The sequence below is a fragment of the Megasphaera sueciensis genome, from assembly GCF_050219315.1.
Classification (GTDB): Bacteria; Bacillota; Negativicutes; order Veillonellales; family Megasphaeraceae; genus Megasphaera_A; species Megasphaera_A sueciensis.
Genome location: NZ_CP116939.1, coordinates 2,728,141 through 2,752,691, shown reverse-complemented (window position 1 = coordinate 2,752,691; position 24,551 = coordinate 2,728,141). Strand labels below are relative to the sequence as shown.

The window sequence follows — 24,551 nt, the reverse complement described above, 5'->3', positions numbered from 1 at the left end:
AGACATCCAACACTATCCGCGGAATAATTTTCAGATGCGTTTCTTGTATTAAGTATAACAAGGAGAAGTTACGTATAAGTTACACAATCGTTACAAAAAAGGACTGGCATTTAGTTTTTTTCTAAATGCCAGTCCTTTTGCTCAATAGGATTTGTAAGTTTGATATATATGATTGGTTTCTTCGGATGGCTCTATAGCTAATTCACTCCTTAACGTTGTCACACATTGCCGATACACCCGTTCCAATAATGATTTATTATGTTGTTCCCCATAACATTGCATCTTTAATTGATATGCTCTTTCCCAGCAATTATCAATTTTTAATATACGCTCTGCCCATGAAAAAGCCTGTTCATATTCTTTTTGCTGTATATATAAACTTGACAGTTTTTCCGCACTTTTAATCGCCATAAGCTGCAGCCGGTCACGCTCCCGCAGCGATACATCATCCAAATATTCGCCGGCAAGATATTCGCCTTGATACAAAGCAAGCGCCCGCAGAAACAACTGTTTACTTTGTTCTTTATCCTTGCGGAGCCATGTGTCCGCTTCCATAACAGTACGTTCAAACTGTTCTACATCAGTCAAGCATTCTGCATTGATTATTAATTGCAAGGATGCATCTTTTTTTACAACAAATTTGCTTTCTGCTCTCGGCTTGCGGTTGGGTTCCAAAATTTTTATCAATTGATTTAAAACAACCTTAAAATTCCCAAGTGCAACTTTCTTTTCCACATCCGGCCAAAGAAACAGCATCAATTTTTCCTTGTCAACCGGTGCCTCCCGCATGGCAATCAATAAAAACAACAATTGCTTTGCTGCTTTACGATGCCATTTTTGACTGCTGATTTCCTGTCCCCGGCACAAAATTTTAAAACCACCAAACGTCTTTATATATAAAGTCGGAAAATACTCTTGTTCCAAGCAATGACAGGATTCCAAAGAATTTTGCTGTAAAAAGTCATAATATTCTCGAAATGGGACAACCGTAAAGCCCGTCACATCTCCTAAAAAAGTTTTTTGTTCCAATAAAAAAGAAACATGATATTTTTTACAGTAACAAAATAATTTTTCATATGAATTGCAAAATTTTTTTTGTTCTTTCAAACGGTAATATTGATAGGTTAACTGCCAATAACATGCAGCTTGTCCAAAATAATCTCCACATTTTTCAAATAAAGCTAACGCTTTGAGAGAATACGCCTCTCCTTCGCTATAATGGCAGCATAAAGCGGCACTCATACCTAATGTATGATACATCATAGCCGTAAACCAAGCATCATGGCCTTTTTCCGAAATGGCAATGGCTTGCAAGCCTATTTTTTCTGCTTCTGTCCAGTTACCGTCAAGTGCCTCCATTAAACATCGGCCTTCATATATTTCTGTTTTTCCGCGTTCTATCCCTAATTCATCTGCCATTACCTGCGCCTTTTCATAGGCCTGCCGGCAAATTTCTCTAGTATGGCAATAATCCAGCAGCAATGCATGTCCCATTCTCACATAACCAATGACTGCAATAAAAGGAGATTGTATTTTATCAGCAAAAATGATACTGGAACGAGCATATTCCAAAGCATGTTCCGCATCCCCTATGTAGGAATAACAAAGAGACAAAATCAATGAACTTTCACGAAAAGAACACGGTGTACGATCCATATCTTCAGATTTTAATTTTCGTTCCAACAAGGTTATTACTTTTTGTATTTGACCTGTCCGCAGCAATATCCGAGCCTGCAGATTATTTTTATCAACCCGGTTAAAGGGAAGCACATGATGACGCAGCCGTAAATATCGTTCTGCCCTGCGAGATTGTCCATGGTTGATTGCATTTTCACTCATAAGATATAAAAGCTCACCTTTTTCATTCCCCTCCCTTCCCCCCAGCAGTTTATACGCTTGCCGCAAGTATTTTTGAGCCTGATTGGGTTGAATAATATCAAGATATACCTCGCCTAACCCATGACAACTCTGACTCCAACCTAAAAAATCATGTTTATCCTTAAATTGTTTTTCTGCTTGTTTGTACCAATAGACAGCTTTTCCATAGGAACTGGAAAAACGCGCCCAGTCCCCCAAAGCTAAGTATATACAAGGATTTTGCTGATATGTATGAGGCAATCTAAATAGATACTCCCCAAAAACTTTTTGTCTGCCGCTGTTCACCCAATACCGGCAAACTTGTACCAGAATCTCAGACGCTTTTTGCCACTGTTCTGCTAAAATATAAAAATGGAGTGCCGATTCGCTGGAATTTTGTTTGTAATAAAACTCTCCAATATTTTTATATATGATTTTTATATTTTGAAAACGAACAATAGCTTCAAGCCGTAAAAATTCTTTAAATAATGAATGGTAGCGGTACACCCGATTTCCTATACGGGAAATAAAAAGCCCTGTTTTAATCACAGACTCCAGTAAATCAATCGCATCAACCGGTGACTCCCGACAAACTATTTCCCGACAATATGCTAAATCAAAATTTTCTACCAGCGATGTCATCATAAGAAAATTTTGTATTTCCGGAGCTTGCCGGCTAAATATATCATGGCTCAAATATTCAAAAAAATGTTCCATTCCAATATGACTGCTGGCATCTATCATCAAATGCCCTGAATTTTCCTTAAATTGATTCGCCAATAACTTGACAACAATAATCCACCCTTCCGTTTGCTCCCATATCATATTTATCTCTTGCTTTTCAATAGATAATGAGGTAGTTAAGTGAAGAAATTCTTCTATTTCATCAGAAGTAAAAAGAAAGTCAGTAGGAAAAAAATCAAGAACGCTTCCTTTCATGCGCAATCGTTCTATTTGCGGTAAATTAATATACTCCCGTGATAAAATAATCACATGAATATGTGCCGGAATGCTGGCCAGAAACCGATCAAAGAATATGCAGATATCCGAATCTTTTTGGACACTTTGCCAATCATCAATGACTAGATATCCTTCCGCCTCAAGAGTATCAAATTTTTCAATTCCCAACATAAGACTGAAAAAAAGAATATTCCAGCTCAAATCATCTTCTTGTTCTATATGGGTACAATACCATGATTTAATCCCAGGAAATAACAAATCCATTGCCGCTGTCAAATAAATAGAAAAAAAATATAAACTGTTATCTTCCGGCCCTAGATTATACCATCCCAAAGGTAATTGCTGTTGTTTTCCTGATAAATATTGCACCAAAGTTGTTGTCTTGCCATATCCTGCTCCAGCAGTCAAAACAGTCACGGGATACTGGGAAATTTTTGCTAATTTTGAATAAAGTTTTTTTCTTGGCACCACTTTATCATCTAAAGTGGGTACTGTTATTTTACTGACTAATATATCCCTCATGCTCTCTCCTTCTCCCACGTCGGACTTCTGCCAAAAATTATTAGAATACCATATGTTGTCTATAGTACTATCATAATACGAAATGCATCATTCGCAAAATACTAAAGAAAAATAATTATCTGATATACATTTTTATAAATATAACAAAAACATAACATATGTAATATAAATTTTATCATATTTGAATTTTAAAAAAAACAATCGACCATAAGTCTAATCTATGATATGATAATATTTAGGTTATATATACCATTAAAATTACTATTTGGGGGCAGAGATAATGAAAGAATACACACCGTTCAAATCAGGCAAAGTGCGCGAAGTCTATGACGCCGGTGACAGCATCATCATGGTTGCCACAGACCGCATTTCCGCCTTTGACCACATTCTGAAAAACAACATCACAAAAAAAGGCGCTATTTTGACTCAAATGTCCAAATTCTGGTTTGATCTTACAAAAGATATCATCCCAAATCATATGATTTCCGTTGATGCTAAAGATATGCCTGAATATTTTCAACAAGAAGAATTTAATGGCAACAGTATGAAATGTAAAAAACTGACCATGATTCCCATGGAATGTATTGTCCGCGGCTATATCACCGGCAGTGGCTGGGAAAGTTATAAAGAAACAGGGACTGTCTGCGGTATTCAATTACCGGAAGGGCTTGTCGAATCAGACAAACTCCCTGAACCGATTTTCACTCCCAGTACAAAAGCTGAAATTGGCAATCATGATGAAAATGTAACCCTTGAACAGGGTATAAAATATCTTGAAAAAACATTTCCTGGAAAAGGTAGAGAATATGCCGAAAAAATACGCGATTATACTCTTGCCCTCTACAAAAAATGTGCAGATTACGCACTTTCTCATGGCATTATCATTGCTGACACTAAGTTTGAATTCGGTCTCGATGGTGCAGGCAATATCGTCCTTGGCGATGAAATGCTGACACCTGACAGTTCTCGTTTCTGGCCTCTCGCAGGCTATAAACCCGGTCAATCTCAACCTTCTTATGATAAACAGTTTGTCCGTGATTGGCTGAAAGCCAATCCAGACAATGATTTCCTCTTGCCTCAAGAAGTCATTGACAAAACGATTGAAAAATATAAAGAAGCTTATCAACTGCTGACAGGTAAAGAATTTAAATAAATACAATAAGGATTCACTGCATACATCTTTCTTCATAAGAAACAGACAACACTGTTGCATTTATTGTAACGGCATTGTCTGTTTTTTTTATATAAAAAACCATCTGCCGTAAATGCGGCAGATGGTAACAAGTACTACTACAATTTTTAACAATATCGCCTAATTACCAAATACAACGTTAAGAACGAATATACTTTTTTAACGCTTTAGAAAATTGATCCGGACAAGATGTTTCCTTATTTCCACAGTGAATACCGGACAATCTCGTTATAACATCTTCTATTCGCATGCCTTCGACAAGCTTTCCGATTCCCTGCAAATTACCCGAACACCCTCCAATAAAAGAAACTTGTTTTACAATTCCATCCTCAATATCAAATGAAATTTCACGTGAGCAAACTCCTTGCGGTTTATATGTATACATTATATAATACCTCCTGAAATGGTTCTATAGGAAACAAATCCCCAATGAATCCATTATCCAATGCAGACTAGTATTTGTCAAGAATATAAATGTGCCGTACCTCCGCTAGTCACACTATATTGTATCTATAATAAATACAGGTTACTTATCTCCATTCTTTTGTACGCTGCTATATTGCCTAACCCTGTTTTTGCGCCATGTAACAACAAACTTAACGCAAAAATATGCTCCTATACCCGTTCCAATCCCCAACAAAGCACCAGCTACAACATCTGTAGGATAATGAACAAAGAGGTAGAGTCGTGAAAAAGCAATGAGTACCGATAAGATAAACGCCAAAATTCCCCATTTTTTATAATAGCAAAATAATACAGTTGCGGAAGCAAAGGATCCATAGGAATGGCAGGATGGAAACGAATAATCGTTTACTGCCGGAGTATGAATCGCCATGGGTACCCAAGGATAGTCAATACAAGGGCGCAATCGCATAACAGTATGCTTTAATATTCCATCACCAAAAACAGCCACACAAACAAGCGCTGCCAATAGAGTGATGCCCACTTCCCTGTACTCTTTGCGAAAAAATAAAATCAACCCCAAAATAACCCATATTCCTCCATTCTTTGCAGAAGCGGAAAGACCAATCATAAGGGGTGTGAGAAAGCTATGCACTACAACATGTTGCTGAATCCAAAACATACTATTCGGATCCCATACATTTACTAAAAAATCCATCATTACATCTCCTTTGGCGGTATACCAAATTTCGTAACCACTAGTATACCATAAACTTACTATACACAAAAGAGTTAAATAAAAATTAACCAACGTACCCGCATGCTATATATTATTTTTTATAACTGCATGAACTATTATCATATATTTATTTTTTGTTTAATCTCTATTTAAATTTATGGCTTATAGTATAATAGTGTAATTATATGTTTGAGATGTAGGGAGATAACCATGAAAAAAATACGTGATTTATCGGTTCGCAACCGACTTCTTTTTTCGAATTTTACTATGGTCTTTATCCCGGTGCTGCTTTTACTGGTCATCGGAGGTATGATAATTACCGGACTAAGAATGACTGGCAATTCACGTGAAAAAGAAGTTTCTTTATTATGGCCGGAAAGCGGCTCCTCTTTATCCTTGCAAATGTCTCTTAGCCAATTGCGAACTCAATTGGATCATCAAAATGATTTTCAATCATATAAATTGCAGGAAATATGCCATAATCTAGAAGAACAAGGTCTCAAACTTGCAATTTTTAAGGGAAATATACTTATTTATGAAACAAGTCGAGGAGATAGCCAAAGTTTAGCACTCCAAGTACACAAAAAACATCCCCAACCAGGTCCTGTTTTTTTATGGGATAGTCATCAACTTATCTTCCGTTATATTTCACCAAAAACAACTATGCAGGTCTTGGCCGTCGGAAATATCCCTTTTGCTATAAAAGACAGTCTTATTCCTCATGGATTTAAAGATGTCTTGGAAACACTGGCATTTATCATTATCAGTATTGCTGCCTGTATTATTATACTCACCGGTATATATCTTTCTCGTCAATTATCATTTCAAATCATTCAACCCTTGGAAAAATTAAGATATTTGACTGGCGAAATCAGTAAAGGGAATCTAAACCATCCCATCGTATCAGATACTCGCGACGAATTAGGTGATACGTGCCGCGAGTTTGAAAAAATGCGTCTTCAATTGAAATCTGCCAAAGAAACCCGTGAAAAATATGAAAAAAATCGCCGTGAGCTTATTGCCGGTATTTCTCATGATCTTTCAACCCCTCTCACAAACATCAAGGGATATACCAGCGGCCTTATTGATGGCATTGCCAACACTCCTGAAAAAAAGGAACATTATTTAGCCATGATTTATCAAACTTCTATTACTATGGAAGAACTTGTCAATACGCTTTTTTTATTTTCAAAGTTAGAATTAGGACAAGCTCTTTTTCATTGGAAAATGGTAAACATTCCAACATATCTAAATCACTACATACAAGATAACAAAATCAGATGGCAATTGCGAGGGGTATCCATAAAACTTGAACCGCATACATTACCAGCTGTTGTCAATATAGATTGCATGCAATTTCAGCGGGTGATAGAAAATCTAATTGAAAATAGTTTAAAATATAAAGGAAACTCCATCGGTAAACTTACAATCAACCTATGGGATGTATCACCTGAACGAGTGCGTCTTGATTTTACCGACAACGGTATCGGTGTAAAAAAAGAAGATTTACCTAAATTATTTGATAGTTTTTATCGTGCAGATCGGGCTCGTTCCAATGTAGCTGACGGCAGCGGTCTTGGCTTGGCTATTGCAAAGCAAATCATTACTGCTATGGGAGGATTTATTTGGGCTCAGCAAGCCCCACTGCAAGGGCTAACTATTTGTATAGAATTGCCAAAAGTAAAGGAGATTTCTCATGAAGAAACTTTTAATTATTGAAGATGATAAAGGAATTGCCGAATTAGAACGGGATTATTTAGAAGCTAACGAGTTTAAAGTAGACATAGCCAACAACGGTACTATAGGGTTGCAAAAAGCGCTAAACAATACCTATTCTCTCATTCTGCTTGATATTATGCTGCCGGGGCAAGATGGTTTTACTATTTGCCGCGAAATACGTGAAGAAAAAAATATCCCCATTCTCATGGTGTCCGCACGCCGTGAAGATATTGATAAAATTCGTGGTTTAGGATTAGGTGCGGATGATTACGTTGTTAAACCTTTCAGTCCTAATGAATTAGTCGCACGTGTCAAAGCTCATATATCCCGATACCAACAATTAACTCACCCCGAATTCGACAGCAAAATTTTACGAAATGGCAGACTTGAAATTCAAATAGATTCTCATCGCACCTTCATTAACGACAAAGAAATCTTTCTTACAAATCGTGAATTTGAACTACTCTCTTTTTTAGCAGCAAATCCCGGCATTGTCTTCAGCAAGGAAAAATTACTTGACCGGGTATGGGGAATGGATGCCGTAGGCGATACAGCAACTGTTTCAGTTCATATCAATCGTCTACGTGAAAAAATTGAAATCGACACTGCTTCTCCGCAGTATATCGAAACAGTATGGGGTGCAGGTTATCGTTTTCACCGATAGAAAAAAGCTATGGCGCAAAGCACCACAGCTCTATCCGATAAAATTACAAAAAATTCACTTTCGGCATACATATATAAAAGCCGGCGGAAAGTTCCGCATCTCCAAACGAACATGTACTTCACTGAAATATTGTTTCAACATACTGCGCATCTGTAACGAATATTGAAATAGCACAAAAATACCACCCTGCTTTAAACCGGCGCCAACAGTCATAATAATTCGTTCACGCTCTATTTTTTCCATATTAGAAAAAGGCAGACCCGACACGATACAATCAACACGCTTCAGATTGTGTTTATAAAGAATATATGCAAGATTTTTTGCTTCCCGTCCCATAAGAATAGAAGGATAGCGTACTTTAAGCCGATAATACATCAACTCATCTTGTTCCACGGCAACAAACTGACAGTTAAGTTGCTTACGCTCTATAATATACTGCGTAAAAACACCGGTTCCTGCACCCAGTTCGACAATAGAATTGATAGTTTCCCATGGAAGCTGTTTCAACATAGTCCTTGTCAAATAATTAGAGCTAGGTGTTACACTTCCAACTTTACGCGGATTTTCCATAAATTCTTTCAAAAATAATACACGTTCACCAGTCATATTGATTCCTCCTCCACAAAAAATTTATGTTCATATTTTTTAGTTTGAATGAACTGTACCGGTTCAGTATAAAAAATATATTTAAACATTTCGTAAAGGAAGGAATACAAATATGTAAATAATTCAAAAAAACACTCGTCCTGACAACATCGCAGAACACTCTATATCCTTTCGCTTATCATGTGGATAAAAATAAGCAGCTTACCCATGTGATCATGAATAAATGCTGCTTCGCGGCTGTCCCATTAAATCTTCTACATCTTCTAATTCTTCCAGTACCGAATCATCATCTACAGCAACACTAAAAGAAAGAACCGTATGATTAAGTCCTAACACCATCCGAATCGTACCTTCAACAATGGCATGTTGTTCTTTAAAAATAAATAAAGCTAAAATTTTATGTCTTCCTTCTGGCTCACATGTATCCGCTTCAATTTCTACATCAGAAAGTAAACGCATACGAATATCTTCCGGTAAATCACCCCAACGTTGTCCTGCTAAATTCATCGTTTGTATACTCCTATTTTCCTAAGACTTGTATATCGTAGAATACCATAAAACCTGGAAACAAGCAAGAACTTTTCTATTTTGCACAATCAGCTGCCGTTATCCTAAAACATTTCTGCTAAAAGCATGATATTAAATAATGTGACTAAGAATGCAATACATCCCAAAATCCCCTTTTGCAGTTTTGTATTGGCATATTTCCCCATAACCTTAGTCGATGATGTCAGGTAAATCTGCGTAAAAATCGTAATGGGAAGTTGGATGCTTAACGCTACTTGAGAATATACAAGACCTTGAAACGGATCTGTAATGCAAAAAATAATGCCTAAAGCAGCAGCATATATCAGCGCAACCCCATGCCAAGAATGATAATCCTTAATATTATATCCTTCTCCAAAAATTCCTGCATAAATACTGCCGCCAGCCATCCCCGCCGTTGTCGTGGAAGCTATTCCGGCAAAAAAAAGTGCAATTGCAAAAATCAACGCAGCGCCTTTTCCCAACATAGGTTCTAACATAATTTGTGCTTGTTGTATTTCTTCTACAGGAATATTTTGTGAAAAGAATACAGCCGCAGCAACAATAATCATGGCACTATTAATAGCCCAGCCAATACTCATAGAAAAAATCGTATCGAGAAACTCATATTGCAATTGTTTTTTTATAACATCCGCATTTTCTAAATTCCATTGTCTGCTTTGAATCACTTCAGAGTGAAGAAATAAGTTATGGGGCATAACTACCGCCCCCAAAACGCTCATAACAATAGGAACCGAACCTGCCGGCAGAGATGGCACAACAGCTCCTGTTGCTGCACTTCCCCAGTCAACATTAACCATACTTAATTCCAATAAAAATGATATGCCGATAAGAGAAACAAAGCCAATGATAATTTTCTCTAATTTTTTATAAGAATTTGTCCATAAAAGAACAAAGCAAAAAACAGCCGTCAAAACAGCAGAAATATTAATAGGCAACCCCGTCAAAATAGTAACAGCTATGCCGCCGCCAAGGATTTCCGCCATAGCCGTGGCTGCTGCCGCTAATACAGCTGTACATAATATTACCCGTGAACAAGGTTTTGGTAAATATGCCGTGGTTGCTTCTGATAAACATAATCCGGTAACAATGCCTAAATGAGCCACATTATGCTGGAGAAAAATCAACATAATAGTTGATAGTGTTACCATCCATAACAATGAATACCCATATTCTGCTCCTGCGGCCATGTTAGCAGCCCAATTTCCCGGATCGATAAACCCAACGGTAATTAATATACCGGGACCAATATATTTCAATATCTGTACGGCATTTTCATGAAAAGGATGCCTGGTACCATAATTTTTCAGCATATTCCGTCTCCATTTCTACTATATTATGATAATTACTGCCAATATTATATAACAAACAGCAAAATTTATATAGCTGAAACCATAATTTATATCTATAATAAAAGCATTCCTTTTATAGATTCTTGTGTTCGTTTCAACGCTAAATTTAATTCTATTTTTTATATATTCTATGCCCTATCCGTTTACCCAGACTAAACTCACTTTTATCTTGACGATTTTTCACTAATTTCAAAGCATGAATTAATCCTATATGGCGAATTTCGCCTACATGAGGATTCTCTCCAACCACTTCTCAAATCAAAAGTACATCATAGGCATCACAAATACGCGAAGCCTTTTTAAATATAATGCCTGTTCCATGTTTACAAAACACTCACAGTTGCACGTTTCTCTCATTTTACCATAAGGACATCGATAACAATCGGGAGCATTGATATGTATCGCATCCATTAGTATAGGTTTATACATTTTAACATATAAATCTATACTGCCTACAGAAGGTACCCCTATTGTTTCTCCATGATATCCACCGCTTAAACACATAAATCTTTTTTTCTTTTGTTTTCTTGTTTGAAAATAATATGGGAAAGCCATTTTCAAGGAACATTCTACGGCCGCTGATCCATTATCAGAAAAATGAAATTTAACTAACCCGGGAGGAACAATCCTTGTCAATTCTTTTGCCCGCAAAATCGCGACGGTATGGTAAAAGTCAGCAAAAATAACGTGTTCCAGAACATCTAGCTGATTTTTAATACTACTGCTGATTTTTTTATTACAATCTATATTTATTTAGAATTTTTAAAGAATTTTTTTCTAATATGTGTTATGATATTTTGTACGGAATAGAAAAGGAGAACCTCATGAAATCAAAACATCAAACATGTATAAAACTAGGTGCCATAGCACTTCTCATTTTACTTTTTTTCTCTATTGAGTTTTTTGTTCCTGATTTTTACCGGACCGTATTCATGATGATTCAAGACCGAAATATAAACGGTATTGCTTCCTATATCGCTTCTTTTGGCTATATGGCAATGATTATGACTGTTCTTATTATTGTCATAACCAATATGACAGGATTACCTTCTATTGAAGTATTAACTGTCAGCGGCCGTATTTTCGGATTGATGCCTGGCATCCTTCTCTGTTGGATCGGAGAAGTTATCGGCAATATCATGGCTTTCTGCATTATTCGTTTCTTCTTCCGAAACAAGGCCCATGAATGCATTGAAAAAAACAAGATTTTAGAAAAAATGGATTCTTACAGCAATTTCAAAGAAATGTTTATCGCTCGTTTGATTCCTTTTTCTCCCAATGTTCTTATTACTACGTTGGGGGCCCTCAGTCATTTATCTTTTCGTGACCATACATTAGCTACTATTATTGGAAAACTTCCGTCAGTTGCGTTGGAGGTTTGGCTCGGCTATGGCTTAATTCAAAAAATCAATGGTGGAAATGCCATGTGGATGACTATTATCTGCATTATCGTTGCTACTATCGCCTTTTATGTCTATAAACATAAAATAACAATTTAATCTATATATGTATTAGTATTACAAAAAACACGCATTGTATAAATGATTTTGTACTGACCCCCATAAGTTAGACCTAGAAATCTAGCTTATGGGGGTCAGCTTTTTATGGCAAAATATAGTTTTGAATTTAAGATGAAAGTTGTCAACGAGTATTTGCAAGGAAAATTAGGCTATATGCTATTATCAAAGAAGTATCATATTCCTAGCAACAAAGTTCTCAGAGAATGGGTTGCCGTGTATCGTGAAAACGGTTCACAAGCTCTTCAACGGTCACGCCAGAAGAAAACATACTCTTTTCAATTTAAGCAACATGCGGTAGAGTTATATCTAAGTACAGAGTCATCTTACAACGAGTTAGCTCTTTCGCTAGGTATACATACGCCAAGTATGCTAACCTCTTGGGTTCAGCGTTATCGTGCGGTTGGTGTAGATGGCCTCAAACCGCAACGGAAAGGCAGGAGATCGAAGGTGTCAGATAAATCAACTATCCACCCAGCATCACCAGAAGCGCAGACGGAGAGACTTAAACAACTCGAGGAAGAAAATCTCAAATTACGAATTGAGGTAGCATATTTAAAAGAAGTGAGGAGACTGCGTTTAGCGGAAGAGGCGCAGAAAAACAAGCAAGGATCATCCACAGTCTCCGAGGATCATTCAAACTAAAAGATATCCTTGCCGTTGCCAAGCTTCCCAAGGCAACGTATATGTACTGGCAGAAGCGCTTCGATCTGCCTTCTCCAGATGCAGATATAGAAGCAAAGATTATAGCCATCCGTAAAAGTGATAAGGACTTTGGTTATCGTCGTATCTGGGGGAAACTGCATGAAGAGGGCCTTCTCATCAATCGAAAACGTGTACAACGACTGATTCAGAAGCTGGGGCTGCAGGTTACGTCATTTATACACAAAAACCGTAAGTATAATTCCTACAAAGGAACCGTGGGCCGCGTCGCGCCTAACCGTCTGCGCCGACGATTCGACACCTGTATCCCACATCAGAAAATCACCACGGATACGACAGAATTTAAATATTATGAGATCGACACAAAAGGAACCATCATTACACGTAAGGCGTACCTTGATCCATTCCTGGATCTATTCAATCGTGAGATTATCAGCTTCAGCTTTACGAAACGCCCGTCATCACAGGGAATCATGTCTGCCTTGGAACGGGCCATTGAGGTAACCGGCGACTGTCCTTATCGCCGGACCTTTCACTCCGACCAGGGTTGGGCCTATCAAATGGGAGGATATGTTAGTCGCTTAAAAGAAGAACGGATTTATCAGAGCATGTCCCGAAAGGGAACCTGCCTTGACAATAGCGTGATGGAAAATTTCTTTGGACTCTTAAAACAGGAACTATATTATGGCCGTACATATCACAGCTTCGAAGAGTTACAAAAAGCAATTGAGAAATACATCATCTATTATAACAACCGTAGAATCAAATCAAAGCTTGGCTGGTTAAGTCCGGTAAACTATCGGTTACGTCATGTCGCAGCATAATAAAAACCGTAGCAGCAATAAATGCTACTACGGTTAGGTCTAACTTTATGGGGTCACTACATTTCATTTATACAATGCGTGTTTTTTACTCTATATTATTTCTATCCATCATGATGGATCTATAAACAGTTATCCCGATTGATAATACAGGCGGCCAATATTTTAGCTCTTTCAAACAACGTATCCACAACAGCAAACTCCTGTGGACTATGATTTTTCCCCCCTTTGACTCCCATAGCACAAACCGCAGGAACTCCGGCAATAACCGCATATGCCGAATCGGATCCACCACCAACTATTTTTGCATACGGTGCTGCCAGTTGCAATTCAGCATATGTTTTTTTGACTACCTCAAATAAAGCATCATTTTCTGCGGTATGCTTCATGGGAGAAAATCCGGCTAACTGAGTAAGCGTCGTGGTTGTATCGGGGACATACTTTTTATTCGCTATATTTTCTATTTGTTCGCAAATATGGTCCAAATAATCGGGTTCTACATATCGAACATCAATTTGAATAGAGGCTTGTCCCGGAACCGCATTAACAACCGTGCCTCCACTGATGACACCTACATTGAAGGTTGTTCCTTTTTCCCAATCCGTGAGATTTTGAATAGCAATGACCTTATGCGCTATTTCTAAAATAGCACTTCTTCCTTTTTCCGGCTCATTGCCTGCATGGACGGCAATCCCAGTCACATCCATTTTAAAAACAGCCGATCCTTTACGCTGTACTACAATCCCATTATCTAAAAAACCCGTTTCACAATTAAAAGCAGCCACTGCACCGCTAGCTTCTTCTATTATGCGTTTAGCCGCATCAGAATTGCGGTGCCCAACCTCCTCATCTCCCGCCAGGATAAGTTTAACAGGCCGAACAGCATATCCTGCATAATGAAGTGCCTTCATTACATACAGTGCAATAACAATACCGCCTTTCATATCCAATATTCCGGGACCGTAAGCCTTTCCCTCTTTTACTGTAAAAGGTTGATTTTTCAAGGTCCCCTCGGCAAACACCGTATCCATATGTCCTAAAATCAATACGGGAGCCGCTTTTGCTTTTCCGTAAAGAGAAGTAAGCATATTACCAGCTTTATCCATAGAAATTATGGTCGTACTAGCTCCTATCCCATCTAATTGATTCTTTATTTCTTCAGCTACAGCATCAATCCCGCGTTTATTTAAAGACCCACTTTCTATACTTACCAATTTTTTCCACAAAGACATCATCTCTTCATGATGACTGTCAATAAAATCAAATGCTTTTTGTTTTACATTATCCACAATTACATCCCCTATATATGATATTATTTTTGTATAACAAAGGCGCCGCTTAAGCAACTCAGCTTAATACGACGCCATTGACATATTAAATCAAAAAATTTCATCCCCGCTTTTATTTTTGAGTCCCGGATGTCCATCGAAACGGACTACGCCGATAACAGCCTTACCTGTTACAGCTTTCTTAACTAGTGCCGTTCCTTCAATTCCAAATCCGCCGCAAAGTTCAATGGCCCCAACCCCTTGTTCAGCCAACTTACTTGCTACATTTGCAGCCGCTTCATAACTGTCTACCCCGATAACATGCAAATCCATATGCGGACAATGAACTGTTGCTTTTTGTTTTTCCGGATCATTGCCGTTCCCTAAAAAAATAAATGCCGCTTGTAATCCCATATTTCTCGCCTCACTTCACTTTTTAATTAATATAAATTAGTAACTATATCTTAACAGTACCGCCTGCAACAGAATATTAGCCGCGATTAGTACCGTTACGTCGGTTAATTATTGATCGGTATGCATCGGCGGCGCTGTTGTGATTTTAGAAGCCAAATAGGCTTTTTCCAATGCCGTAATACGTTTATGAATTTCTGCCGTTTTTTCCGGTTTGATTGTACTAAGTGCGTCTAATAACCGATGCGATGTTTCATATTCATCAATACTAATTTTTTCATTTCTATCTACTTTTTCCATCGTTGCCATGAGTATGGACGCCTGCGCTTTATAATCCGGTTCTTTATTCAACATAACAAGTCTCCTCTCCTTATTTATTTTCCATAAGATGCGTTCTCTTCATTATGTTTATTATAATACGCAAATGTCGGCCTGTCGAATAAAAAATGTATGTGTCAATAGTTTCTCGGTAAATTTTTTGACCTTGATAATAGCGGGCTTTGCGGGCTTCGTTATGTTAGAAAAATACAGGTGTAGAAAAGCTTTTGGATAACTTTCCTATGGCACTGCTGACATGCCCCTGATTGCGTATGCTTCCTCGATGAATTCCCACATGGGGCTGTATCGGCATCTTCTTCATTATCCGTCTCATTGTTCCTTTAAATGTGCGACTTATCGGTGCTGTAAAGCCCTTTTCCCAGATGGTGAAGGCGTTGTCCAGCTCTTTGTTTCGTATGGCCGTAATCACCTTGACCATGGCGGTTCCTCCTGCCTTGCTCCAATGACGTCCCTGTTTCTTCATTCGATAGCTATAAAGGCGGTGATTGCTCTCGCACGCTCCGATTCCTGCGGGCTGTACCTGGGGTGTTCTCATCGTTATGGGTTTCAGCGATTCCCAATTCCTTACTATATATTTCCGAAGCTTCTCTACGTGAGCGGCTTCCTCCGTCGTTGCTGCCTGTGATTCGGCCGTATCCAGTAACACCCGCATCGTGTCTGCCTTGTACTCCCGCAAGGCCTTATGTATTTCGTCCTGTAAAGCGGGTTCCACAAAATACAGCCGTTCTTTCAGCTTCCGGTTCACATGATACCGGTCTAGCACATGCTCATGTTGGCGACAGCCGATGACCATGCTTTCGAATATCTCTTTCCCATAGCCGCTGCCTCCATCGCTGTTGCTGACCACTGTCAGTTTGGCCAGGTCGTATTCCCGTTGCAGATAGGCCGTCACTTGCTGGATCAGCGCCTTGTGGTTCAACCCTGCAAAATAATGGGCATGAACCAATACACTTCGCCATCCATGCTGTTCCCGACCTTCACTCACTTGCACCCGGTGGATTTCCCGTCGTTTTTCTCCCTGACCTTTGATGATCAGCCCGTCCCCTTCGATACAGAGCATCGCAGGTCGGCGCTGTTCCACTGTCGGGAGCACGGCTCTGTCGATTTCTTGTTGCTCCCATTTTTCATAGTTCTTTCCCACCTGTTTGATGATGTTCCCCACGGTCTGATGACTGATGGTAGTCAATGTCAGACGGTTCATGACATCGGCCGTGGTACGATATACGCTTGTCGCGGCTACTTCCGTAACCCGTTTCATATATAATGCCGTATACCGTTGGTATTTCCGCAATCCCAGCTGATTATCCAAGGGATAGAACCCTTTGGCTCGCGGACCCTGTTTCCGTACCCGCCGCCGCTCAAAGGTGATCGTGCCTAACAGTCCTTGAATCGTACGGAAATCCCGTCGTTTAATCTGATACCCTTGTTTCGTGTATTCTGCCGTCAATTCTTTATCGATGGTTTCTAGTGCGATAACTAACGCCTGTGTGAAAATACGGATAAACAACTGAAGCAATCTCATTTCTCGTATAATGGCTGTATCGGAGTCCTTTATTATTTTGATGATTTCTGGTACAATAAATTTCATGGGAAGACCTTCTTATCTGATATATTTCGCCTTGAGAAGCAATATATCTATTATCTAGGTCTTCTCTTCTTTTTGCAATACCTTACCGAGAACTATTTTACACTAAGATAAAAAATAACCCAGCAGTCGAAGTATACTCATACCCATAGATATATCAATACCATCAGATATCATGCACCCTATTGAATATAGCAACTGTCATGATTCAACTTGCAGTGCATTTGTTGCTGCTGCCGCAGCTATGGCTGGAACTTGTTAAATGACCCATGGGAAGCTCACTCTTTAGCTAACCGCGGTTATTGGTAATCGCTGCATTTAAAAACCAACAGGCAAACAAGCCAAGACATATTGTAATTATTCAAGCAGGAATGCAGAATTATAACCGCACGACTTTACAAACAGGTTTCAAACATCATTCCCGATGCCTGGATCAACAGCCAGAATTATATTGTCTATTTTATTCACATAAAATAGACAATATAAAGTAAGAAAGCACTCACGCCATTGTGGGTGCTCTCGCTGATATGGTGGAAAGGTTTAACCAACTAACCTTTCCTGAAGGAATTCTGCAATCCGGTTATATAACCGAAAAGTTTCAATAATTAGTCTGACTCTAATTATCTACTCCTTGATATTCTTATTATATCACTTTACTTTTAAATTTTCCAAAAATATTTTTATTTTTTACTTTTATCAGAAGCGTCATATATTCAGGCATTATTCTATACTAATTTCCTTATCATATTGAATATAAAGTGATACAAATCATACACATTCAATGTTTTACGCTCTATACAGAAAAGAAACTACTTCCCTCTTTCTTCTCTTCATCAAAGGAGTATCTTATAACACATTAGAATATACCCATTTTTTAATTATGCTATCTGTAATTATTTTGCTGTTTTGCTTTCTAAAAATAACGAATATTTCAAAAGAGCACCACTTCAAATGTAAAAATTGTACGCTTCTTTTAAAGTTTCTCCCTATTTATTGTTAATTACCCTTCATTTTTTCTTGGCATTATTTCAAATGCTCTGTTTGCAAAAAAAAACGAAGTTGGATGTATCAAAAAAAGACTGTCATCATAAGTCATAAAACGATTTTATCATGGATATCTATCTGTCACATAAATTTTAAAATGACCTGTTTCATGTATGCATCTTTCAGAGCCTTCAGATAGGATTCAATTTCCGTCGATCGTTCAGGACGTAATTGAATTACAGATTCCAGAAATTCTTTAGATACTTCATATTCTTTGATGCCTATTGGTTCATCATTAGCCGCCTTTTTTAAGGTTTTCATAAGGGTACTCATTTTTTCTTGAAAATTATCGGAAACGGTCTGCGGTGACGTTTTTTTGCAGCCTGCGCTGCAAGTATCACCAACACTGCAAAAATTGCAGCTATTTTTTTCTTTGTCCATCGTTATACTGTCCCCTTTCTATTATTGAAGTATCGTATCCTTTCGATTTAAAAAATACTATTATCTATTATTATAATTAACGAGACCATTTTCGTCCAGCTAATAATAGCAAAATTTAACCTCGGCTCCAATCATACCCTATGGAAACAAACGGCAGCAAATACAGCCTATCTTAAACTTAATAGGTTGGTTTCTCCCATAGATACTCTGTCTATATTGCATACTGCCTGCATCCTCCTAATAAAAAAACACCGGCATTGCGCTGGCGTTTTTTATTACTTCCTATTTTGATAAAATGTCATCGATTGCTTGACACATTTCAAAAATAAGGTTATCACAATGATCTTTCCTTGCAACACCTTTTTTTACTGCTTCTGATAATAACACAGCACAATCAGTCGTAGCATGATTCATCCGAAATGTTTTGATAATATCCAATGCTTCTTTTTGGTTCACACCCTGTTTTCCTAAAATCATAAGTGCCCCGCTTAGAGCACCACACACAGAACCATGAAGCATGCCGCCCCCAAAAAAGCTTCCCATTTTCTTTGCTTCTTCAGCTTCCATCCCCATGTCTGCAGCAAACGCAACCAGTAACGATTGTGTACAATTACAATTTGTTGTATTACGTATTTTTCTAACCGTATCCAAATGACTCATTCTCTTTATTCTCCTTTTTCTGTTCAATAGTATCAGTATACTCTAACTATGAAAAATTTCCATAGTTTCAAACATAAAACCGGCAACGGATTATCCGCAGCCGGTTTTATGTTTAAAGATGCTGATATCATACAAAAGATGACTTTGTCCCCATGAACAAAGGAAAACAACACATATCTTAATTTTCGACATATGTCATTTTTCTTCCCATTATAGTATTTATATTGACATATGTCAATATAAATACTATTTTTTACAATATTTTTATTATTGCAGCGCTTGCCCCAGTCGTTTAATCCCTTCGGGAATGGCATCCACAGGTGTATTCGAATAGCTCAGACGAATATAATTATTTTTATTTTTTTCCGGGAAAAAACCGCCGCCAGGAACAAATGACACCTTCCAAAAAGCGGTTGTCTTCTTCAGCAATTCTTTGTCATTCATAAGCATTGGCAGTTTCAGCCAAACAAAGAAGCCACCTTCAGGTACAACATACGAAATGGTATCTGGCAAATATTTTTTAATCGCCTCTATCATAGTATTTCTTCTTTTAAGATACACTTGACGTACAGAAGCCACCCGGGCCTTCCAATCACTATTTGTCAAATAATAATATGCTAAAAATTGATCTATTGTACTGCTTTGTGAATCGCTGGTTCCTTTCAATAGAACATATTTCTGCAATATGGAAGTATCTGCACAAATCCAGCCAATACGCAGTCCAGGACATAGTGTTTTTGAAAAAGTACTTAAATAAATAACCCTTCCGCTTGTATCAAAACTTTTTATAGGTGGCAATTTTTCTTCAATAAAGCGAATCTCACTGTATGGTGCATCCTCAATCACAGGAATACCATATACCGCTGCCAGCTCTGCTATTTGTTTACGTTTTTTTAAGCTCATATAGCTTCCTGTCGGATTTTGAAAGTCAGGAATGGTATATATAAATTTGGCATCTCTATGTTTTTCTAGAGCTTGCTGCAAAGCTTCTATATTCATTCCGTCACTTTCCACCGGAATACCTATGCATTGTGCACCAGCTACTGAAAAGGTATTCAATGCTCCCAGATATGTTGGAGTTTCACAAATAACAGTATCGCCCGGATTAACAAAAAGCTGAGCAGAAAAATTAATTCCCTGCTGGGACCCTGTTGTAATCATAATATTTTCAGTGTCTGTCATAACACCTGCTTCCTTCATGACGACAGCAGCCAATTTCTCCCGCAATAGCCCGAACCCCTCTGTCGTTCCATATTGCAAAGCTTGTACTAATTCTCCTTTTGAAAAAAGTACATGGAAAGCCGTACTTATATCAGACAGCGGAAATACGGCTGCATCCGGCCGGCCCGCCGAGAACGATATCATATCCGGCTTATCATATAACGGGTTTCGAATATCTGACTGAATAAATCTTTCTACACACGTTGCATACGCTGACATACATTCCCTCCTTATATAAAAAACACAATGAGGTATTAACAAAATAGTGTTAATACCTCATTGTATACATTGCATGAAATTTTTAAAATTCCTTGTATATTCCTTCCTCACGCTTCTTCGAAGCACCCTTGGAGATATAGGTTCCCAACACTATAGGATACCCTTTCCGTTCAATGATTTTTTTTATATATTCCAAGTGAGGACAAGGCGGACGATGATAATTATCGGAACAAACACAGGAAGCCAAATGAATAATTATATTTTCTTTGTTCTCTTTATACCGGTTTATTTTTCGCAGCAAGTCTTCTAGTTTGCCAGCCAGTCCAGCACCACAGCATCCGCCGCAGGTAAACATCATATAGCGGGCATCTGCCGGATAGTTTTTAAATTTTCCGGTCCGGTCATAAAAAGTTTTCATACAAGCATATCCGACACATCGCTGGCTGACAATTTGGCACTGAACAATAACAACAAGTTTACTCATATGGGTTCCCCCTGTATTTATATCATATTTTAATATATGTTATTATACAGACTGCAACAAATTATGTCTATATGGCCATTCTATTTATTTTTCCTTCTTTATGTTCTTCACAAGCTGTTGAAATTTCATGGCACTATTCAACATAATATTGATACCTATAGAAAATGCATTTTCATCAATACGGAACTTAGTGCTATGAGTAGGATAGGTATACCCTAGTTTATCATTTCCCATTCCGACAAAGTAGAAACATCCTGGAGCTTTTGTAAGATACTGAGAAAAATCTTCTCCTCCCATTCCCGGATCCATTTCAATTACCGTATCCGGACCATACAATTCATTGGCCGCAGCAACAAGCTCCCGCGTATATTCAGGTGTGTTGTAAAGGAAATTATAGCCTGTCTGATACTCACAAACGGCAGTCATCCCAAACGCATCCGCATATGCTTGTGCAATATGCTGAATATGATCAGCGATAAGCTGTCTATTTTTCTCGGAATATGTTCGGACCGTGCCGCGGATTACCGCCGTATCAGGAATTACATTATCAGCTGTACCTGCATGAAGCTGGGTTACTGTCAAAACAGCAGTTTCTTTAGCCGGAATCTGCCGTGACACAATTTGCTGCAGCGCCGTCACAAGTTGTGCCGCAACCGGTATCGGATCAAGACAATTTTCCGGAGCCGAACCATGCCCGCCGCTCCCTTGAATAGTAATTCCAAAGCAGTCGGAATTTGCTGTCATATACCCTTCTCTGACTCCTATATGTCCTACGCTATATTGAGGAGCCGCATGCTGTCCAATAATAGCATCTACCCCATCCATGACTCCCTTTTGCACAAGTTCTTTAGCCCCACCGGGAAAGTATTCTTCCGCAGCTTGAAAAATAAAGACAAAAGATCCCGATACATTTTTTTTATTTTCAGCCAGCACATGTACCGCACCCAGCAACATTGCCGTATGCGTATCATGACCACAGGCATGCATAATTCCCGGTCGTTTAGAAGTAAAAGGTACCCCGCTTTCTTCTGGCATTCGAAGCGCATCAATATCCGCCCGCAGCGCAATTGTCGGACCCGGTTTATCCCCTGACAAGCGGGCCACAACACCGGTTGCCGCTACCCGTTCATATGTTACTCCCGGTAAATCTTTAATTTGTTCAATAATATACTCTGTCGTCTCAAATTCTTCAAAAGACGCTTCCGGATACTCATGCAAATGTCGGCGCCATTCCTTCACCTTTGGTATAATCGAATCAACAGATTCTGCAAATACATTCATTTCTATCCCCTCTATGAATTAGTTTCTTTCTTTTTCCCCAATTGTTCTGCATATTTTTGTTTATACATGGGCAGCTCGTCTTCCGAACAATATATAAAATGTTCCGGACCAATTTCGTACATATCCGCCTTAATTTCCTTTGGATATCGATGGATCGACGGATCATAGTCAATACGCCTGCGCTTCCGTTCTTGCTGTAAATCCGTTAGCGGCGATGCAGAAAGCAAGGAAATCGTGTATGGATGAAGCGGATAATTATACAATTCATCTGCTTCAGCCAATTCTAAAATTTTACCATCCTTCATTACGCCGATACGGTCACTAATATATTTTACCATCGCCAAATCATGTGCAATAAAAAGATATGTCATTTCTCTTTCCTGCCGTAATTGAATAAGAAGATTGACAATCTGTGCCTGGATTGATACATCCAAAGCTGATAAACATTCATCGGCAATAATAAAATCAGGCTTTACACACAAGGCTCTGGCAATGCCGATACGCTGACACTGTCCTCCTGAAAATTCTGTAGGATACCGATTAGCATACGAACGATTTATACCGACAATATCCATCATTTCATACACTTGCTTGTTTACTTCTTCATCCGTAGAACAAATGCCATGGACACGCAATGCATCTCCGATAATTTTCTTCACAGGTATTCTCGGATTCAGCGAAGCAAACGGATCTTGAAAAATCATTTGCATGGATTTACGAAATTTCAGCATTTCATTTCGTCCATGAATATCCGTAATATCTTCTCCTTTGTAAATAACCCGTCCGTCGGTAATATCCTCTAATTTTATCAGCGTTCGTCCCGTAGTAGATTTACCGCTTCCCGATTCGCCTACTAGTCCGAATGTTTCTCCTTTGTATATAGTGAAGGATACATCATCTACAGCTCGTACCTCACTTTTTTTTCGTGGATTAAAAATTTTATGTAAATTACGCACCGTAAGAATTGCTTCTTTTTTACTGGCCGCTTGCGGCATGGCTTCCGACATAAGCTTCACCTCCTTTATCCTTTTTCATAAAAGAATTAAAAATATGCTGCCGCCGTATAATTTCCGGCGGTGGTGTAACTTTTGGCGCATCAGGATGCAAAAGCCAAGTGGCCGCTGCATGAGAATCACTTACCGTAAAGAAAGGAGGTTCTTCCTCAAAATCAATAGCCAGTGCATATGCATTTCTAGGTGCAAAGGCATCTCCTTTAGGCATATGCAATAAATTAGGCGGTGCTCCCGGAATGCTATATAAGGACGCATCTTTCGTATCCAAAGATGGCATAGAACAAATAAGTCCCCAGGTATACGGATGCTGCGGATTATAGAAAATTTCTTCAGCTGTTCCTATTTCTATAATGCGGCCTGCATACATAACAGCTACCCGGTCTGCCACATGCGCCACAACCCCCAAGTCATGGGTAATAAATATGACCGACATATTGAGTTTAGCTTTAAGATCATCAATAAGATCCAAAATTTGTGACTGTATTGTAACATCCAGTGCAGTCGTAGGTTCATCGGCAATAAGGATATCCGGCTTACAAGCCAGCGATAAAGCTATCATAACGCGTTGACGCATACCGCCTGAAAATTGATGCGGATAATTTTTGCAACTTTCTTCGGGATTGCGTATTCCCACAAGTCTCATAAGTTCAATGGCTTCCGTCATAGCCTTATCCTTAGGCATTTTTTCATGAATCAGTATAGATTCTGCAATTTGCTTTCCTACGGTCATTGTTGGATTCAAAGAAGTCATAGGGTCTTGGAAGATCATTGCGATCTTCCTCCCCCTTATTTTTTCCATTTCCCGCTCTGATAACTCAAGCAGATTTTTACCTTGATACAGTATTTCACCTTGATCATATATTGTATTTTTTTGAGGAAGCACTCTGTTAATGGCTTTCATGGAAACTGATTTTCCCGAGCCTGATTCTCCCACAATTGCCAATGTTTCCCCTTTTTTTAAATCAAAATTCACACCGCGAACGGCTGATACTTTGCCGTCTAACGTTTGAAATGATATAGTCAAATCTTTAACGCTTAAAATTATTTCACTCATCATGCCGCTCCTCTCTGTCTGAGTAATAGCC

The 24,551-nt window shown here is 38.6% G+C and carries 23 protein-coding genes; 5 read left to right on the top strand and 18 right to left on the bottom strand.

What is annotated here, in order from left to right:
- Positions 1–141: 141 nt before the first annotated feature.
- Positions 142–3,339 (bottom strand): BTAD domain-containing putative transcriptional regulator, encoded by a 3,198-nt coding sequence (locus NXG62_RS13205; protein ID WP_427112884.1) that lies wholly within the window; start codon positions 3,337–3,339, stop codon positions 142–144.
- 280 nt (positions 3,340–3,619) lie between these two features.
- On the opposite strand from NXG62_RS13205, the gene NXG62_RS13200 reads away from it, so the two are divergent.
- Positions 3,620–4,492: a phosphoribosylaminoimidazolesuccinocarboxamide synthase gene (locus NXG62_RS13200; protein WP_427112883.1), complete on the top strand. Its 873-nt coding sequence runs from the start codon at positions 3,620–3,622 to the stop codon at positions 4,490–4,492.
- A 178-nt stretch (positions 4,493–4,670) separates the two neighbouring features.
- Here the strand turns inward: NXG62_RS13200 and NXG62_RS13195 are convergent, their stop codons facing one another.
- Positions 4,671–4,916 (bottom strand): TIGR03905 family TSCPD domain-containing protein, encoded by a 246-nt coding sequence (locus NXG62_RS13195; protein ID WP_427112882.1) that lies wholly within the window; start codon positions 4,914–4,916, stop codon positions 4,671–4,673.
- Positions 4,917–5,057: 141 nt separating this feature from the next.
- Complete coding sequence (locus NXG62_RS13190; protein ID WP_427112881.1) at positions 5,058–5,654, bottom strand: phosphatase PAP2 family protein; 597 nt, start codon at positions 5,652–5,654, stop codon at positions 5,058–5,060.
- A gap of 228 nt (positions 5,655–5,882) precedes the next feature.
- Between NXG62_RS13190 and NXG62_RS13185 the strand changes: the two genes are divergently transcribed.
- Both NXG62_RS13185 and NXG62_RS13180 read left to right on the top strand, forming a co-directional pair.
- Complete coding sequence (locus NXG62_RS13185) at positions 5,883–7,391, top strand: ATP-binding protein (protein ID WP_427112880.1); 1,509 nt, start codon at positions 5,883–5,885, stop codon at positions 7,389–7,391.
- Positions 7,369–8,055, top strand: a complete 687-nt coding sequence (locus NXG62_RS13180; RefSeq protein WP_427112879.1) for a response regulator transcription factor — start codon at positions 7,369–7,371, stop codon at positions 8,053–8,055. Before NXG62_RS13185 ends, NXG62_RS13180 begins: the two co-directional genes overlap by 23 nt.
- Before the next feature lie 54 nt (positions 8,056–8,109).
- On the opposite strand, the gene NXG62_RS13175 is transcribed toward NXG62_RS13180, so the two are convergent.
- The 4 genes from NXG62_RS13175 to NXG62_RS13160 all read right to left on the bottom strand — a co-directional run bounded on the left by NXG62_RS13175 (position 8,110) and on the right by NXG62_RS13160 (position 11,243).
- The gene (locus NXG62_RS13175; protein ID WP_427112878.1) at positions 8,110–8,661 is read right to left on the bottom strand and encodes a class I SAM-dependent methyltransferase; all 552 of its coding nucleotides are present in this window, start codon (positions 8,659–8,661) and stop codon (positions 8,110–8,112) included.
- A gap of 213 nt (positions 8,662–8,874) precedes the next feature.
- A complete protein-coding gene (locus NXG62_RS13170) occupies positions 8,875–9,168 on the bottom strand; it encodes a hypothetical protein (RefSeq protein ID WP_091648354.1) in 294 nt (97 codons plus the stop codon).
- A gap of 104 nt (positions 9,169–9,272) precedes the next feature.
- Positions 9,273–10,520, bottom strand: a complete 1,248-nt coding sequence (locus tag NXG62_RS13165) for an Nramp family divalent metal transporter (protein ID WP_427112877.1) — start codon at positions 10,518–10,520, stop codon at positions 9,273–9,275.
- A 297-nt stretch (positions 10,521–10,817) separates the two neighbouring features.
- Positions 10,818–11,243: an aminotransferase class III-fold pyridoxal phosphate-dependent enzyme gene (locus NXG62_RS13160; RefSeq protein WP_427114288.1), complete on the bottom strand. Its 426-nt coding sequence runs from the start codon at positions 11,241–11,243 to the stop codon at positions 10,818–10,820.
- A 140-nt stretch (positions 11,244–11,383) separates the two neighbouring features.
- Between NXG62_RS13160 and NXG62_RS13155 the strand changes: the two genes are divergently transcribed.
- Entirely contained in the window at positions 11,384–12,058 is a 675-nt protein-coding gene (locus tag NXG62_RS13155; protein WP_427112876.1) for a TVP38/TMEM64 family protein, read from the top strand.
- Positions 12,059–12,163: 105 nt separating this feature from the next.
- Positions 12,164–13,563, top strand: a protein-coding gene (locus NXG62_RS13150; RefSeq protein WP_427111916.1) for an IS3 family transposase whose coding sequence is annotated in 2 segments (ribosomal slippage) — positions 12,164–12,655 and positions 12,658–13,563 — 1,398 coding nt in all. Because the reading frame shifts where the segments join, the coding sequence is not laid out codon by codon here.
- A gap of 119 nt (positions 13,564–13,682) precedes the next feature.
- On the opposite strand, the gene NXG62_RS13145 is transcribed toward NXG62_RS13150, so the two are convergent.
- The 11 genes from NXG62_RS13145 to NXG62_RS13095 all read right to left on the bottom strand — a co-directional run bounded on the left by NXG62_RS13145 (position 13,683) and on the right by NXG62_RS13095 (position 24,523).
- Positions 13,683–14,849, bottom strand: coding sequence for a M20 family metallopeptidase (locus tag NXG62_RS13145; protein ID WP_427112875.1), 1,167 nt, complete (start codon positions 14,847–14,849; stop codon positions 13,683–13,685).
- Between the two features lie 90 nt (positions 14,850–14,939).
- Entirely contained in the window at positions 14,940–15,242 is a 303-nt protein-coding gene (locus tag NXG62_RS13140) for a DUF6506 family protein (RefSeq protein WP_427112874.1), read from the bottom strand.
- Between the two features lie 108 nt (positions 15,243–15,350).
- Entirely contained in the window at positions 15,351–15,593 is a 243-nt protein-coding gene (locus NXG62_RS13135; RefSeq protein WP_427112873.1) for a hypothetical protein, read from the bottom strand.
- A 163-nt stretch (positions 15,594–15,756) separates the two neighbouring features.
- Complete coding sequence (locus NXG62_RS13130) at positions 15,757–17,166, bottom strand: ISLre2 family transposase (protein ID WP_427112872.1); 1,410 nt, start codon at positions 17,164–17,166, stop codon at positions 15,757–15,759.
- Positions 17,167–18,288: 1,122 nt separating this feature from the next.
- Positions 18,289–18,588: a hypothetical protein gene (locus tag NXG62_RS13125; RefSeq protein ID WP_427112871.1), complete on the bottom strand. Its 300-nt coding sequence runs from the start codon at positions 18,586–18,588 to the stop codon at positions 18,289–18,291.
- Between the two features lie 282 nt (positions 18,589–18,870).
- Positions 18,871–19,248: a C-GCAxxG-C-C family protein gene (locus NXG62_RS13120; protein WP_427112870.1), complete on the bottom strand. Its 378-nt coding sequence runs from the start codon at positions 19,246–19,248 to the stop codon at positions 18,871–18,873.
- Between the two features lie 267 nt (positions 19,249–19,515).
- A complete protein-coding gene (locus tag NXG62_RS13115) occupies positions 19,516–20,688 on the bottom strand; it encodes a PLP-dependent aminotransferase family protein (RefSeq protein WP_427112869.1) in 1,173 nt (390 codons plus the stop codon).
- A gap of 82 nt (positions 20,689–20,770) precedes the next feature.
- On the bottom strand, positions 20,771–21,172 hold the full coding sequence (locus NXG62_RS13110; protein ID WP_427112868.1) for a CGGC domain-containing protein: 402 nt from the start codon (positions 21,170–21,172) through the stop codon (positions 20,771–20,773).
- 84 nt (positions 21,173–21,256) lie between these two features.
- Positions 21,257–22,453 (bottom strand): M20 metallopeptidase family protein, encoded by a 1,197-nt coding sequence (locus NXG62_RS13105; protein ID WP_427112867.1) that lies wholly within the window; start codon positions 22,451–22,453, stop codon positions 21,257–21,259.
- A gap of 11 nt (positions 22,454–22,464) precedes the next feature.
- A complete protein-coding gene (locus NXG62_RS13100) occupies positions 22,465–23,460 on the bottom strand; it encodes an ATP-binding cassette domain-containing protein (RefSeq protein WP_427112866.1) in 996 nt (331 codons plus the stop codon).
- Positions 23,429–24,523, bottom strand: a complete 1,095-nt coding sequence (locus NXG62_RS13095; protein WP_427112865.1) for an ABC transporter ATP-binding protein — start codon at positions 24,521–24,523, stop codon at positions 23,429–23,431. Before NXG62_RS13095 ends, NXG62_RS13100 begins: the two co-directional genes overlap by 32 nt.
- Between the last annotated feature and the right edge of the window lie 28 nt (positions 24,524–24,551).